Below are 14,970 nucleotides of genomic sequence, written 5' to 3'. Positions count from 1 at the left end.
GATGTCATCTAAAGTGCTTTTCTCTTATCAGCGATTAGCGTATTTATTTGATACTATAAAAAAAGAGACACTACCTCAGCAAGAGTTAGCTAATCGCTTTTCAGTATCTACTCGCACAATTCGTACTGATGTTTCAGCACTTAACGATGTTTTACGTAGTTATGGTGCTCAAGTTGATTATACTAAAAATGTAGGATATCAACTTGTAGTAACCGATCCAGTCAGTTATGCTCAATTGCCTATTACTCAAGCAATTGAGCAAGTACCAAGAACTAGTAAAGAAAGGGTTTCGGCTTTATTGATTGCTTTTTTAACACAGTCCATTTCTGTGAAATTGGATGATATAGCTGATGAGTGGTTTTTAAGTCGCAGTACTTTACAAAATGATGTTATCGAGGTTAAACAATATTTAGATAAGTACAATTTATCTCTTGAAAATCGTCCTTATTATGGGATGTACTTAGTTGGAGAGGAGTCATCAATTCGAGCATGTTTAACTGATATATTGTGGCAACGTCATATGGCAGAAGATACTATAAACGTAAACAGGCTTCGTCAGACAATATTAAATGATATTGATTTAGATTATCTTGAAAAGATTTTACAAAACCAACTTGAACGTTTTGAACTAAAGTTAAATGCTGAAGGACAGGGATATTTGCTTTACAGTTGCGCTGTATCTATTACTCGTATTACTCAAGGTTATGAGCTGCTTGAATATCAAGTTGATCAAATTAATACAACAGTTATTAGTGCTGCACGTGAAATTTCAGAAGAGTTTTCATATTTTTTAGGCAGTGTACTTTGTGATGCGGAATTTAATTATCTGTGTGTACAAATTATTTCTCGAATAATAACAGAATCCCCAAATCAAGCAAAAAGTTTGGCGTTAGTTGAGCATATATTATCTTATATTAATGATACATATCACTATAATTTATGGGATGATACTAAATTACGCCAAGATATGCTGATTCATACGTCATCAATGTTATCTAGGATAAAATATCAAATAAGAACAACCAATCCTTTATTGCATGAAATTAAACAATATTATCCATTTGCTTATGATATTACGCTTTCTGCGTTAACTAATACAGAAAAATACACTGAATCAAAAATGACAGAGGATGAAATAAGTTATTTAGCCTTACATATTGGTGTAGCATTGGAGCGAAATTATAGTGCAGGGCATGAAAGATTTGCACAAATTCTATTAGTTAGTGAGCTCAGTAACTCAACTTTGCGTATGGTTGAATCAAAAATTAAGAGAGATTTTCCGCATATCCAAATTAATCGTACACTTTCCTATCGAGAGTATGAGCAATTAACACAAATAGAAGAGGATTTTGTTGTATCAACTGTTCGCTTAACCGAAAAAGACAAACAAATTGTCAAAATAGCACCATTTCCGACAGCTTATCAGCTTGAACAATTAGGGCGATTGGCAATGGTTGACCGAAAAATGCCTTATATTATTGAACGTTTTTTTGATGAAAAGTTCTTTATTATTATTGATAAGCCAATGACACAAAAAGAAATTTTTAAAAGTATTTGTGTAAGGCTTGAACAATCAGGATATGTTGGTGGTGATTTTTATCCATCACTTGTTGAGCGGGAAGAAATAGTCTCTACATTATTAGGTGAAAATATTGCTATTCCTCATTCAGTTGGATTGTTGGCAAAAAAAACTGTAGTTACGACTATTTTAGCACCACAAGGTATTGTTTGGGATAAAAATGAAGTTGCGCATGTTATTTTTTTATTAGCAATTAGCAAAGATGAATATGAAGATGCTATGCGAATATATAATTTGTTTGTAAACTTTGTCAAAGAAAAGTCTACCAAACGTTTATTAGATAGCAGAACTTTTGATGATTTTCGAGCGATTATGAAAGATAGTTTGTGTCGATTATCATAATAAATGAAAAGACCAAAATGACAACTTTTATACTGAAATATGGGTGTTTTCTGAAAAAACTTTGCAAGAAAAAAATAATCATTAACAAAATGAATATTAAAGTAATAATCAACAACTAAAACAAATTATATTGTGTGATCCCATTGACGAAACCTTGATTTAAAGGTAATATGCGCGCCTTATGGCATTGTGTAGTTTTTAACTACACTAAAAAAATTTTTTTAAGGTAGTATGCATATCTTATGCAAAATAAATTACCATTTACTATTGATCCGATTAAATCGGCACAAAAACGACTTGATTATATTGGATATTATCCACTTCAAGCGGTAAATAGGGTTGATAGCCCAAAAAGTGATATTGAGTGTAGTTTGTCTTTTTATTATGATGAACAAAAACTCTGCATTATCAATATTGATGCAAAATTAACGTTAGAACAAACTTGTCAACGTTGTTTTAAACCTTTTGTCACTGAAGTTCATGTGACGAATAAATTTAGTCCTGTTAAGAGCGATGCTCAAGCAGAGACGCTACCGGAACATTATGAACCCGTTTTGATGAACGAGTTTGGTGAAGTAGATATATTAGCGTTACTTGAGGACGAAATTATTCTCTCGTTACCAATTGCGCCGGTACATGATAGTAAACACTGCGAAGTGTCAGAGGCAGATATGGTATTTGGTGAAATTCCTACTGAGAATGAAAAAACAAATCCATTTGCAATTTTAGTTAGTTTAAAGAATAAGGGGTAAATCCATGGCTGTTCAACAGAATCGTAAAACTCGTGCAAAACGTGGTATGCGTCGTTCTCATGATGCATTAACTGTTGCTAATATCTCAGTTGATGAATCAGGTAAAACACATTTGCGTCATCACGTAACCGCTGATGGTTATTATCGTGGTCGTAAAGTGATTTCTAAATAATTATTTAGTAATTAGAAATCCTCAGGTGACATTTTGGATAATCTAACCATTGCGTTAGATGCTATGAGCGGGGACTTCGGTCCTCGTATTGTTGTTCCTGCTGCAATACAAGCACTAAATAATTATCCAACTCTTTCAATTTTTCTGGTAGGGTGTCTAACAGAAATCAATCTTTTTTTGCCTAAAGAAAAAGCAAAGTTAATTACTCAATACCAACAAGAAGGTCGATTAATGTTGATAGAATCGACATCAGTAATAGCTAATGATATGAAACCTTCTTATGCAATTCGTCATAGTCAAGGATCTTCTATGAGAATTGCGCTTGAACTAGTTAAAGATAATAAAGCTCAAGCATGTGTAAGTGCCGGTAATACTGGTGCGTTAATGGGGCTGTCAAAACTACTTTTGCATTCATTGACGGGTATAGATCGTCCTGCACTCGTCGCTATAGTTCCAGCATTAAACAATCAAAATACAGTAGTATTGGATTTAGGAGCTAATGCTGAGTGTGATAGTGATATGTTAGTTCAGTTTGCGATAATGGGTGAAATTTTAGCTAAAACAGTGCTTAATATTGAATATCCTCGTGTTGCATTACTTAATATTGGTGAAGAAGACATTAAAGGTTTGGATAAAATTCGTGCGGCTTCTGCTATTTTGAAATCAAATAACAAAATTAATTATATCGGTTATTTAGAAGGTAACGAACTTTTAACGGGTAAAACCGATGTACTTGTTTGTGATGGTTTTGTGGGTAATGTAACGTTAAAAACAGTAGAAGGTTTAATAAAAATTTTTATGTCTTCTTTTAAATTATCGTTAGGTCATCATTCACTATTATTGAAATTATTGAGTAAATGGCTACAAAGGAAAATTGCAAAAAATTTTGGTTATTTAGATCCCGGACGATATAATGGCGCTTGCTTGCTTGGACTTCGAAGTATTGTGATTAAAAGTCACGGTAGTGCCAATCAAAAATCATTTTATGCAGCAATAGAACAAGCTATTTTGGCTATACAAACAAATATACCTGAGAAGATTGCAACGAGCCTTTCTTCCGCACTACCCAAGAGCGAATAATTAGATGTATACAAAGATATTAGGAACTGGGAGTTATCTTCCAAAACAGATAAGAACTAATGCAGATCTTGAAAAAATGGTTGATACCAGTGATGAATGGATCACAACGCGTACTGGTATTAAAGAAAGACGTATCGCAGAGCCAGATGAAACAGTAACGAGCATGGCTTATGAAGCTGCTATAAATGCAATTGAAATGGCCAATATCGATAAAGAAGAAATAGGTATGATTATTGTTGCAACAGCAACTTCGGGCAATGCATTTCCAAGTTCTGCAACAGAATTACAAGCTAAATTAGGTATTGGTGATGTCGTTGCTTTTGACGTGTCAGCTGCTTGTTCTGGGTTTATTTATGCGCTTGATATTGCTGACAAATATGTTAAAAGTGGTGCAATTAAAAATGCTTTAGTTGTTGGTTCTGACATGTTAACCCGTGGTGTTGATCCAAATGATCGAGGCACCATTATCATTTTTGGGGATGGTGCAGGAGCGGTTGTTGTCGGTGCATCAGAAGAACCTGGTATTATTGCTTCGCATCTCCATGCTGATGGTCGTTATGGTGATTTATTAAAATATCCATATGTTGATCGCCGTAATATGAATGATCCTGTTTATATGACAATGCATGGCAATGAAGTGTTTAAAGTGGCAGTTAAAGAGCTATCAAATTTGGTTGACGAGCTTTTAACTGAAAACACGCTCAATAAAGCAGATTTAGATTGGTTAGTTCCGCATCAAGCTAATTTAAGAATTATTTCTGCAACCGCAAAACGCTTAGATATGGATATGAATAAAGTTATTGTCACATTAGATAAGCAGGGCAATACTTCTGCTGCTTCTGTGCCTTGTGCTTTAGATACTGGTGTAAGAGATGGACGAATTCAACGAGGTCATCTAATTTTATTAGAAGCCTTTGGTGGCGGATTTGTTTGGGGATCTGCACTAGTTAGATTTTAGTTTATGAAGTATTTTTAATGATCAAGGATTTAAGAATGACCAAATTTGCAATGGTATTTCCAGGACAAGGCTCTCAAGCTGTCGGTATGTTAAAAGATCTTGCTGATAATTTTCCGATTGTCAAATCAACATTTGATGAAGCTTCTGATGTGTTAGGTTATGATTTGTGGGATTTAGTACAAAAAGGCCCAGTTGAAGAACTAAATAAAACATGGCAGACACAACCAGCACTACTTGCTTCATCTGTTGCAATATTTAGAGTCTGGCAAAGTGTTAATGGTACTCAACCTGATTTTATGGCTGGTCATAGTTTAGGCGAATATTCTGCTTTAGTTTGTGCAGGCGTGATTGAGTTTAAAGATGCGATTAAATTAGTCGAATTACGCGGAAAATTAATGCAAGAAGCCGTGCCAAGCGGCACAGGTGCAATGTACGCTATTATTGGATTAGATAACGAATCAATTAGCAAAGCATGTGAACAAGCGGCTCAAGGGCAGATTGTTGCGCCAGTGAATTTTAATTCACCTGGTCAAGTAGTTATTGCTGGTAATAAGGAAGCTGTTGAACGTGCAGGCTCACTATGTAAAGATGCGGGTGCTAAGCGTGCATTACCGCTTTCTGTTAGCGTACCATCACATTGTGCGTTAATGAAGCCAGCAGCTGACAAATTAGCGACTACATTAAATGATATTGAATTTAATACACCAAAGTTTGCTGTTATCAATAATGTCGACGTTAAAGTTGAAACATCTGCAGAAAAAATTAAAACTGCATTAATTGCTCAGCTTTACAGCCCTGTACGTTGGACTGAAACTGTTGAATATATGGCAAAACAAGATGTAAAACTTTTAATCGAAATGGGCCCTGGGAAAGTGTTAACGGGATTAACTAAACGTATTGTTGATACACTTTCTGGTCTTGTGGTTAATGATAAAGTATCATTAGAAACGGCATTAGAAAACACAAAGTAAAATGGTAAAAGAGGTGGTTATGAACCTATCAGGAAAAATTGCTTTAGTTACGGGAGCAAGTCGTGGAATTGGTAAAGCAATTGCAGAAAAATTAGTTGCTTGTGGCGCAACTGTTATTGGTACGGCAACAACAGAAAAAGGTGCTGAAGCTATTAGCCATTACTTAGGAGCAAATGGTAAAGGTCTTGCTTTAAATGTGACAGATCAAACATCAATTGAGTCAGTTATTGGTGCAATTAAGGCTGAATTTGGTGATATTGATATTTTGGTTAATAACGCAGGTATTACTCGTGATAATTTATTAATGCGAATGAAAGAAGACGAATGGCAAGATATTTTGAATACAAATTTAACATCTGTTTTTCGCTTATCTAAAGCATTATTGCGCACAATGATGAAAAAACGCTATGGAAGAATTGTAACCATTGGCTCAGTAGTAGGCACAATGGGAAATGCGGGCCAAGCTAACTATGCTGCAGCTAAAGCTGGATTAATTGGTTTTAGTAAATCATTAGCACGTGAAGTTGCATCACGAGGTATTACTGTTAACGTGGTTGCACCTGGTTTTATCGCAACTGATATGACCAATGCATTAACCGATGAACAAAAATCTTTAACATTAGCACAAGTTCCTGCTGGACGATTAGGTGAACCAACAGAAATAGCTAATGCAGTAGCATTTTTAGTATCAGATGAAGCATCTTATATTACTGGTGAAACTTTACATGTCAATGGTGGCATGTATATGGTGTAATTGGTTAGAATAGTGTAAAATGAGCCATTATTTTAACGTTTTGAACAAAAACTAAGCAATTGGGTTGGAAAATGATTGGCATCTTTTTCAACATTTTATAAACTTACATTCACCGCCACTTTCGGCGATTTTTATAGGAAAAAAAAGAGTATGAGCACTATTGAAGAGCGAGTTAAGAAAATTATTGTTGAGCAACTTGGTGTAAAAGGGGAAGAAGTTAAAAACGAATCTTCTTTCATTGAAGATCTTGGCGCTGACTCTCTTGATACAGTTGAATTAGTTATGGCTTTAGAGGAAGAATTTGATACTGAAATTCCTGACGAAGAAGCTGAAAAAATTACAACTGTTCAATCTGCAATTGATTATATTACTGCAAATCAATAAGGTTAGTAGAGTTTTTATGATAGGCGGTCAAATGATCGCCTAGTTTGTATTTATATCTTTAATTATTAAATTAAAAATAAGTCGGTATAAATCTTTAGAAAACTCAAAATAAAATTTTTCAATGATTCAAATTTCATTTCAATCCTTTCCTGGAGGGCAATGTGTCTAAACGCAGAGTTGTTGTTACTGGAATGGGCATGATATCTCCTGTAGGTAATACAGTTGAATCCACTTGGCAAGCTTTATTAGCTGGGCAAAGTGGTGTTGAACTCATAGAGCACTTTGATACAGCCCCTTTCGCAACGCGCTTCGCAGCGATGGTTAAAAACTTTAATGGCGAAGATTATAATATTTCACGCAAAGATGCACGTAAAATGGATTATTTTATCCAATATGGCATTGCTGCAGGTATGCAGGCAATGCAAGATGCAGGCATTGAAATCACGAATGAAAACGCAGAACGAATCGGTTGTGCTATAGGTTCTGGTATTGGTGGGCTTGGGTTGATTGAAGAAAACCACAGTGCATTAGTAAATGGTGGACCACGCAAAATTAGCCCGTTTTTTGTACCATCAACAATTGTTAATATGATTGCAGGCCACTTATCTATTATTTATGGATTAAAAGGACCGAGTATTACTATTGCAACAGCTTGTTCTTCAGGTGTTCATAATATTGGTCATGCTGCACGCATGATTGCTTATGGTGATGCAGATGCGATGTTAGCGGGTGGTGGCGAAAAAGCGAGTACCCCATTGGGTATCGGTGGTTTTGGTGCAGCTCGTGCTTTATCAACTAATAACGACAATCCTAAAGCAGCAAGCCGTCCTTGGGATAAAGACCGTGATGGTTTTGTGTTGGGTGATGGTGCAGGAATCATGTTCTTAGAAGAATATGAACATGCCAAAAAACGCGGAGCTAAGATTTACGCTGAACTAGTTGGATTTGGTATGAGTGGTGATGCTTATCATATGACTTCGCCTCCAGCCGATGGTAGTGGTGCGGCCTTAGCAATGAAATGTGCACTTCGTGATGCAGGTATTGCTCCAGAACAGGTTGGTTATATTAATGCTCATGGTACATCGACCCCCGCTGGTGATAAGGCTGAAACCCAAGCGGTAAAAAGTATTTTTAAAGAAAATGCTAGCAAAGTGATGGTGAGTTCAACTAAATCTATGATAGGGCATTTATTGGGTGCAGCTGGTGCAGTTGAGTCAATTTTCACTGTCCTAGCATTACGTGATCAAGCTGTTCCGCCGACAATTAATCTTGATAATCCTGGTGAGGGATGTGATCTTGATTATGTTCCTCATACAGCGCGTCAGGTTAAAAATTTAGAATATGCACTTTGTAACTCTTTTGGTTTTGGCGGAACCAATGGTTCGGTCCTATTTAAAAAAATATAATTTTAATTATTTTCCCATCACTAAAAATGGTGGGAATTTATTCATCTCTTGTTAATGTGTTGTCAATAATAGTCCATTTTTATTAAGTAAAAATGTAGCGTATTCCTCATTTTTCTAACATTCTATTTGGTAAATTGAATGTTAAAGCTTGTTTTATATTTATATCAACAAATATATTTTCTCCTTGATTGGAGACGATATGTTTAGTGTATGTTCAAATTTTATTCTTATATTTTAGAAGCTTTAAATGTGGCGAATGCCTGCTGCTCATGCCATTCATAATGGCTTTACTGTATCAGAAACAACGCATGATTATTGGCTGGAGAAACAGTAGCGATAGGTACATTGGTAATGTTAATCGATAGTAATTCAGATATGATTGAAACTGTATATAATTTCTGCGAATCTGTCGGTTTATCAACCATGCTGGCTGAATTTGGCTTAGCTAATACCAGTGATGAAGAGTTGATGAAAATCGTTATAAAAGTAGCAACTACAGAGGGACTACGTCGTAAATAGTTTTGCACTTTTTTAGATTAATTGTGCTAACTTTAAATGTACTCTGGTTGGTTTTTTACATCAAGAATTTTTATTTCTTTTACATTTTGTTGTAAGTTCATGTAGGTAAAGAGAATAAGAATATTCTTCTTGCTTGTGTTATAATTCAAAGCTAATTTTATCGCTTCATTTCTGGTAATTATGGCAGAACCAAAATTTATTCATCTTCATTTACATAGTGATTTCTCTATGATTGATGGAATTGCTAAGGTAGGTGCATTAGTAAATGAAATGAGCAAGTTGCAGATGCCTGCATTTGCAATCACTGATTTTACTAATCTTTGTGGACTGGTTAAGTTTTACGGCTCAGCAATGTCAAAAGGTATTAAACCTATCATTGGTGCAGATCTCGCTATTAGAAGTTCTCAATTGCCTGATGATATTTATCATCTAACTCTGTTAGCAGCTAATAATCAGGGATATCAAAATCTTACTTTATTGATTTCTAAAGCTTATCAGCGAGGATACATTGGAGATTTGCCTGTTGTTGATAATGAGTGGTTAATTGAGCATCGAGAAGGGTTAATTGTATTAGCTGGACGAGAAAGTGATATTGGTATCGGTATCGTTCGCAATAATCAAACTATTATTGAGCATGCTATTAATTTTTACCTTGAAAATTTTAATGAGCATTTTTATTTTGAGCTAGTACGGACTAAACGAATCAATGAAGAGCTATTTATTCATAGTGCAGTAAGATTGGCTGAACAGTATCAATTACCCGTGGTTGCTTCTAATGATGTTCGTTTTTTAAAAGCTTCAGATTTTGAGGCTCATGAAATTCGTGTTGCTATTCATGATGGGAATACACTTGAAGATCCTTCCCGACCTAAAAATTACTCAGCAGAGCAATATTTACGATCTGAACAGGAAATGTGTGAACTATTCTCTGATATACCAGAAGCGCTTGAAAATAGTGTTGAAATAGCAAAGCGCTGTAATGTAACCATCCGGTTAGGTGAATATTTTTTACCTAAATTTCCTACTGGTGATATGTCGACCGAAGATTTTTTGGTGCATAAATCGCGTGAAGGTTTAGAAGAAAGACTTGAGTTTTTATTTCCCGATCCAGAAGTTAGAAAACAAAGAAGACCTGAATATGATGAGCGTTTAGAAACAGAATTAACGGTTATTAATCAGATGGGTTTTCCTGGATACTTTCTAATTGTTATGGAATTTATTCAATGGTCGAAAGATAATGATATTCCCGTGGGACCTGGGCGTGGTTCAGGTGCGGGTTCACTAGTTGCGTATGCTTTAAAAATTACCGATTTAGACCCATTGGCGTTTGACTTACTTTTTGAACGATTTTTGAATCCTGAACGTGTTTCAATGCCTGATTTTGATGTCGACTTTTGTATGGAAAAGCGAGATCTAGTAATTGATCATGTTGCTGATATGTATGGTCGTGATGCAGTCTCTCAGATTATTACTTTTGGAACTATGGCGGCTAAAGCAGTAATCAGGGATGTTGGCCGAGTACTTGGACATCCTTATGGCTTTGTTGATCGGATTTCCAAATTAATTCCCTTAGATCCGGGAATGACATTGGTTAAAGCTTTTGAAGTTGAGCCTCAACTTCAGGAGTTATACGATAATAATGAAGAAATTAAATCATTAATTGATATCGCACGTCAATTAGAAGGTGTAACTAGAAATGCAGGTAAGCATGCTGGGGGCGTTGTAATTTCACCAACTAAGATTACAGATTTTTCGCCAATTTATTGTGATCCAGAAGGAAATCACCCAGTAACCCAGTTTGATAAAAATGATGTTGAATATGCAGGCCTTGTTAAATTTGACTTTTTAGGACTAAGGACATTAACCATTATTGATTGGGCAATCAAAATGATTAATGAACGTCAGTTAAGAGAAGGAAATAAACCTATCGATATTACTCGAATTCCTCTCGATGATCAGGCGTCATTTGATTTGTTATTGAAAGCCGAAACAACAGCTGTGTTCCAACTTGAATCTCGAGGTATGAAAGACTTAATAAGGCGATTAAAACCTGACTGTTTTGAGGATATGATCGCTTTAGTTGCTTTATTTAGACCCGGTCCGTTACAATCAGGCATGGTAGACAACTTTATTGACCGTAAACATGGCAGAGAAGAAGTATCCTATCCTGATATTAAATATCAACATGAATCATTAAAACCTATCTTAGAACCAACATACGGTATTATTTTGTACCAAGAACAAGTTATGCAAATTGCTCAGACTTTGTCGGGTTATACATTAGGTGGTGCGGATTTATTACGTCGAGCTATGGGGAAGAAAAAACCTGAGGAAATGGCAAAGCAACGCTCTGTTTTTAAAGAAGGTGCCGAAAAGCAAGGTATCGATGGTGAGCTTTCCATGCGCATTTTTGATTTAGTGGAAAAATTTGCCGGTTATGGTTTTAATAAATCTCATTCAGCAGCTTATGCGCTTGTTTCTTATCAAACATTATGGTTAAAAACTCATTATCCAGCAGAATTTATGGCTGCAGTTATGACTGCCGATATGGATAATACTGATAAAATTGTCGGTTTGGTTGATGAATGCTTACGGATGGGATTAAAGGTTAATCCACCAGATATTAATAGTGGTCTTTATCACTTTCATGTGAATGATAAAGGTGAGATTGTTTATGGGATTGGGGCTATAAAGGGTGTCGGTGAAGGTCCTATTGAGGCAATTGTTGAAGCACGTAATAGTGGTGGATATTTTAAAAATATATTCGAACTTTGTGCTCGAACAGATATGAAAAAGATCAACCGCCGTGTACTTGAAAAACTTACTATGGCAGGGGCATTTGATAAATTAGGCCCTCACAGAGCAGCTATTTTGCATAGTATTAATGATGCAATGCAGGCAGCGGATCAATATGCAAAAGCTCAAGATATTGGTCAAGAAGATATGTTTGGAGTCTTAGCTGAAGAACCTGAACAAGTTGAGCATGCTTATGCTGCGGTACCTGAATTACCCGATCAAGTTTTGCTTGATGGAGAACGTGAAGCTTTAGGGCTTTATTTAACAGGGCATCCTGTAACGCAATATTTAAAAGAATTAAATCGTTATACTGGTGGATTGCGAATTAGTGAAGCATCTCCGACAGGCTGGGGAAAAACAGTTACTTTTGCTGGTATTGTTACTGATGCTAGGACTCGAATTACTAAAAAAGGTAAAAAAATTGGCTTGTTTACTTTAGATGATCGTTCAGGTCGTATTGATGGTATGCTTTTTGCAGAATCTTTGGAAAATTTTGGACATTTACTCGTAAAAGATAAGATCTTAATTGTTACAGGCCAAGTTAGTAATGATGATTTTAATGGTGGTTTTAAAATGTCAGTGCGAGATATTGTTGATCTAAAAGATGCCCGTACTAAATATGTAAAAGGACTGTCCATTACATTAACAGAAAGCGAAGCAAATCAAGCAATATTGCAACGTTTACAACAACTTTTAGAACCTTATCGTCATGGTAGTGTGCCTGTTAGCTTATATTATCACCGGGGTGATTCGGTTGTTAGGATTCAATTCGGTACGACATGGAGGGTTATTCCAGAGGACGCTATGATTATTGAATTAAAGACACTTATTGGTATTGATCGTATTGAATTTGAGTTTGAATAAGAAAATAAACTTATTAATAGTAGTCTGGTTGATTAATTAAATTTATTAAATAATGTTACTTTAATTAAATGTAAGTGGTATAACATTTTGAATAGTTGAAGTCTAATAATATAAATTTAGGTGACTTCAATGAGTATTACATAGTAGAATTGGATTAATTTTATTTTAAGAATTAGCCAGTATACTGTATTAGATGTGTATTTTTTTAAAATACCAAATAAATTAAGAGGCAATTACAAGCGTTATGAACAATTTTTTGGAATTTGAAAAGCCGATAGCGGAATTAGAAGCAAAAATTAATTCCTTAAAGAATATTGATTCGCAACAAGTTGAATTAGATATTAATTTAGATAAAGAGATTAAGCAATTACATAAAAAAAGTCGTGAATTAACAAAAAAAATATTTGCTAATTTAACTCCCTGGGAAATTGCGCAACTAGCTAGACATCCAAATCGTCCTTATACATTGGATTATCTGAAAGAAATTTTTACTGATTTTGATGAATTAGCTGGTGATAGGGCTTATGCCGATGACAAAGCAATTGTTGGTGGAATAGCTCGTATTGATGGAAGATCTGTGGTGGTTATTGGGCATCAAAAAGGTCGAGAAACAAAACAGAAAATTTATCGGAACTTTGGTATGCCCGCTCCAGAAGGGTATCGTAAAGCTTTACGATTAATGCAATTAGCGGAGCGTTTTAAATTACCAATTATTACTTTTATTGATACTCCAGGTGCTTATCCTGGTATTGGTGCCGAAGAGCGAGGTCAAGCAGAAGCTATTGCTCGTAATTTAAGAGAAATGTCACGTCTTAAAGTACCAACTATTTGTACAGTAATTGGAGAGGGAGGCTCTGGGGGCGCTCTTGCTATTGGGGTTGCAGATAAAGTTAATATGCTTCAATATAGTACTTATTCTGTCATATCGCCAGAAGGTTGTGCTTCGATTCTATGGAAAAGTGCCGATAAAGCACCAGTTGCAGCTGAAGCTATGAATATGACTGCAGATAAATTACTAAAATTGAATCTTATTGATTCAATTATACCTGAGCCTCTGGGTGGTGCCCATCGTGATTATGCTGTCGTATCTGCTTCACTCAAAACACAATTACTTAGTGATCTTAATGAACTTGAAAGTATGGATTTATCTATATTATTAGAAAGAAGATATCAACGTTTGATGAACTATGGTTACGTAAGGTAATTTTAAATTTGGAATATTGTAATGAAAAAATCGACAGGCTTACTACGTATCCTTAAAGCAACAAAATATTCTTTAAAAGGCTTAAAATCGGCGATCAAACATGAAGCTGCATTTCGCCAAGAGTTAATTCTATTAGTTGTGGCTTATATTGTTGTAATGCTAATTGATTTCTCTATTTATGAACGTATTTTGCTACTTGGTTCAATTGGAGTGGTGATGATTACTGAGTTAATAAATAGTGCAATTGAGTGTGTAGTTGATCGTATTGGCTCTGAAAGGCATGATTTATCTGGCCGAGCAAAGGATTATGGCTCGGCGGCGGTATTTTTGTCGTTATTATTGACTATTATTTTGTGGATTTATCTATTTTCTTGTCATTTTTCATCATGATTTTTGATTTAAACGTAGGTTTTCCTGAAAGTTTTTGACAATAGTTTAATCGCAAAAAACTATTCTTAAACTAGAATAGGATTGGTTTTCCAATAAAAATTTATAAAAATATTATTATAATTACGCTGGAAAATAAAAATAACAACGCTTTTGTAGGAAAATACAGGGTTATTTACACTTTATGGTTAAAATAATCCTCTAAAAACTTATAAGGCGTTTTTTTCGAAATCGCTTTATGGGGTTTAATTGTATTATAATAGTTAATAAATCGTTTAATATTGTGTTTTCTATCTTTTTAATGGCTAAATATTTTCTGATTATTCTACATTTCCATTAAAGATCGTATCACTCTTTTGAGCTTTCCCATTCGTTTGTGGACAGGCTAGTTTCGTGAATTTTTGATGGATACGATGGTTGTTACACGTTTTAACAAATAGCTCTTCACCTGTGCCTTGATATTCATGTCCATTCTTGGAATAAATACATTCAATGATAAAGGATATAGGGTTAACACATTGTTTGTATAAATAGTGCTAGTTAAATCGGGATTTATTGGGAGTAAATGCCTGCATAAAGCTCTTGTGAAAAATCATCAATACTGACCGACAAATAAATACTCTCGCCTCTTTTGTTTGGCTTCGTTTTTAAGTAAAGGTAAACGTTTGGTATTGTAGTATTTCCTCCCAGATAGGTTTTGTTATAGCGTTTAGCTTGTCGCCTTAATTTAACTTCAATGGACTTTCCGCCTTTAACCAGACGTTTAATTTCTATATGTAAATGATGCAACTATTGGTTATCA

General features: G+C 35.0%; 14 protein-coding genes. 13 read left to right on the top strand and 1 reads right to left on the bottom strand.

The window, feature by feature from the left end; translation table 11 throughout:
* The first annotated feature begins 1 nt into the window (after position 1).
* From ACGH80_RS00215 to ACGH80_RS00155, 13 genes are all read left to right on the top strand, one after another.
* Entirely contained in the window at positions 2–1,921 is a 1,920-nt protein-coding gene (locus ACGH80_RS00215; protein ID WP_174798865.1) for a BglG family transcription antiterminator, read from the top strand.
* 242 nt (positions 1,922–2,163) lie between these two features.
* Positions 2,164–2,673: a 23S rRNA accumulation protein YceD gene (gene yceD, locus ACGH80_RS00210; RefSeq protein WP_065561382.1), complete on the top strand. Its 510-nt coding sequence runs from the start codon at positions 2,164–2,166 to the stop codon at positions 2,671–2,673.
* A 4-nt stretch (positions 2,674–2,677) separates the two neighbouring features.
* Positions 2,678–2,845: a 50S ribosomal protein L32 gene (gene rpmF, locus ACGH80_RS00205; protein ID WP_025316508.1), complete on the top strand. Its 168-nt coding sequence runs from the start codon at positions 2,678–2,680 to the stop codon at positions 2,843–2,845.
* Positions 2,846–2,878: 33 nt separating this feature from the next.
* Positions 2,879–3,925 (top strand): phosphate acyltransferase PlsX, encoded by a 1,047-nt coding sequence (gene plsX / locus ACGH80_RS00200; RefSeq protein ID WP_081298000.1) that lies wholly within the window; start codon positions 2,879–2,881, stop codon positions 3,923–3,925.
* A 4-nt stretch (positions 3,926–3,929) separates the two neighbouring features.
* Positions 3,930–4,883: a beta-ketoacyl-ACP synthase III gene (locus tag ACGH80_RS00195; RefSeq protein WP_174798866.1), complete on the top strand. Its 954-nt coding sequence runs from the start codon at positions 3,930–3,932 to the stop codon at positions 4,881–4,883.
* A gap of 35 nt (positions 4,884–4,918) precedes the next feature.
* Positions 4,919–5,854, top strand: coding sequence for an ACP S-malonyltransferase (gene fabD / locus ACGH80_RS00190; protein WP_174798867.1), 936 nt, complete (start codon positions 4,919–4,921; stop codon positions 5,852–5,854).
* Positions 5,855–5,873: 19 nt separating this feature from the next.
* The gene (gene fabG, locus ACGH80_RS00185) at positions 5,874–6,608 is read left to right on the top strand and encodes a 3-oxoacyl-ACP reductase FabG (RefSeq protein WP_174798868.1); all 735 of its coding nucleotides are present in this window, start codon (positions 5,874–5,876) and stop codon (positions 6,606–6,608) included.
* Positions 6,609–6,758: 150 nt separating this feature from the next.
* Positions 6,759–6,992, top strand: a complete 234-nt coding sequence (gene acpP, locus ACGH80_RS00180) for an acyl carrier protein (protein WP_174798869.1) — start codon at positions 6,759–6,761, stop codon at positions 6,990–6,992.
* A 161-nt stretch (positions 6,993–7,153) separates the two neighbouring features.
* Positions 7,154–8,398 carry a beta-ketoacyl-ACP synthase II gene (fabF, locus tag ACGH80_RS00175; RefSeq protein ID WP_174798870.1) on the top strand — a complete coding sequence of 415 codons (1,245 nt, stop codon included), beginning with the start codon at positions 7,154–7,156 and terminating at the stop codon, positions 8,396–8,398.
* Between the two features lie 351 nt (positions 8,399–8,749).
* A complete protein-coding gene (locus tag ACGH80_RS00170; RefSeq protein WP_167370036.1) occupies positions 8,750–8,917 on the top strand; it encodes a hypothetical protein in 168 nt (55 codons plus the stop codon).
* Positions 8,918–9,097: 180 nt separating this feature from the next.
* Complete coding sequence (gene dnaE / locus ACGH80_RS00165) at positions 9,098–12,577, top strand: DNA polymerase III subunit alpha (protein WP_411630369.1); 3,480 nt, start codon at positions 9,098–9,100, stop codon at positions 12,575–12,577.
* Between the two features lie 244 nt (positions 12,578–12,821).
* On the top strand, positions 12,822–13,781 hold the full coding sequence (gene accA, locus ACGH80_RS00160) for an acetyl-CoA carboxylase carboxyl transferase subunit alpha (RefSeq protein ID WP_411630368.1): 960 nt from the start codon (positions 12,822–12,824) through the stop codon (positions 13,779–13,781).
* A 21-nt stretch (positions 13,782–13,802) separates the two neighbouring features.
* On the top strand, positions 13,803–14,171 hold the full coding sequence (locus ACGH80_RS00155; RefSeq protein ID WP_034910464.1) for a diacylglycerol kinase: 369 nt from the start codon (positions 13,803–13,805) through the stop codon (positions 14,169–14,171).
* Positions 14,172–14,720: 549 nt separating this feature from the next.
* On the opposite strand, the gene ACGH80_RS00150 is transcribed toward ACGH80_RS00155, so the two are convergent.
* Complete coding sequence (locus ACGH80_RS00150; RefSeq protein WP_174798874.1) at positions 14,721–14,957, bottom strand: hypothetical protein; 237 nt, start codon at positions 14,955–14,957, stop codon at positions 14,721–14,723.
* Between the last annotated feature and the right edge of the window lie 13 nt (positions 14,958–14,970).

The sequence above is a fragment of the Gilliamella sp. BG1 genome (genome assembly GCF_046635625.1).
GTDB lineage: Bacteria > Pseudomonadota > Gammaproteobacteria > Enterobacterales > Orbaceae > Gilliamella > Gilliamella bombi.
The sequence above is the reverse complement of the archived record's forward strand: the minus strand, read 5'-3'. Positions and strand labels throughout refer to the sequence as shown.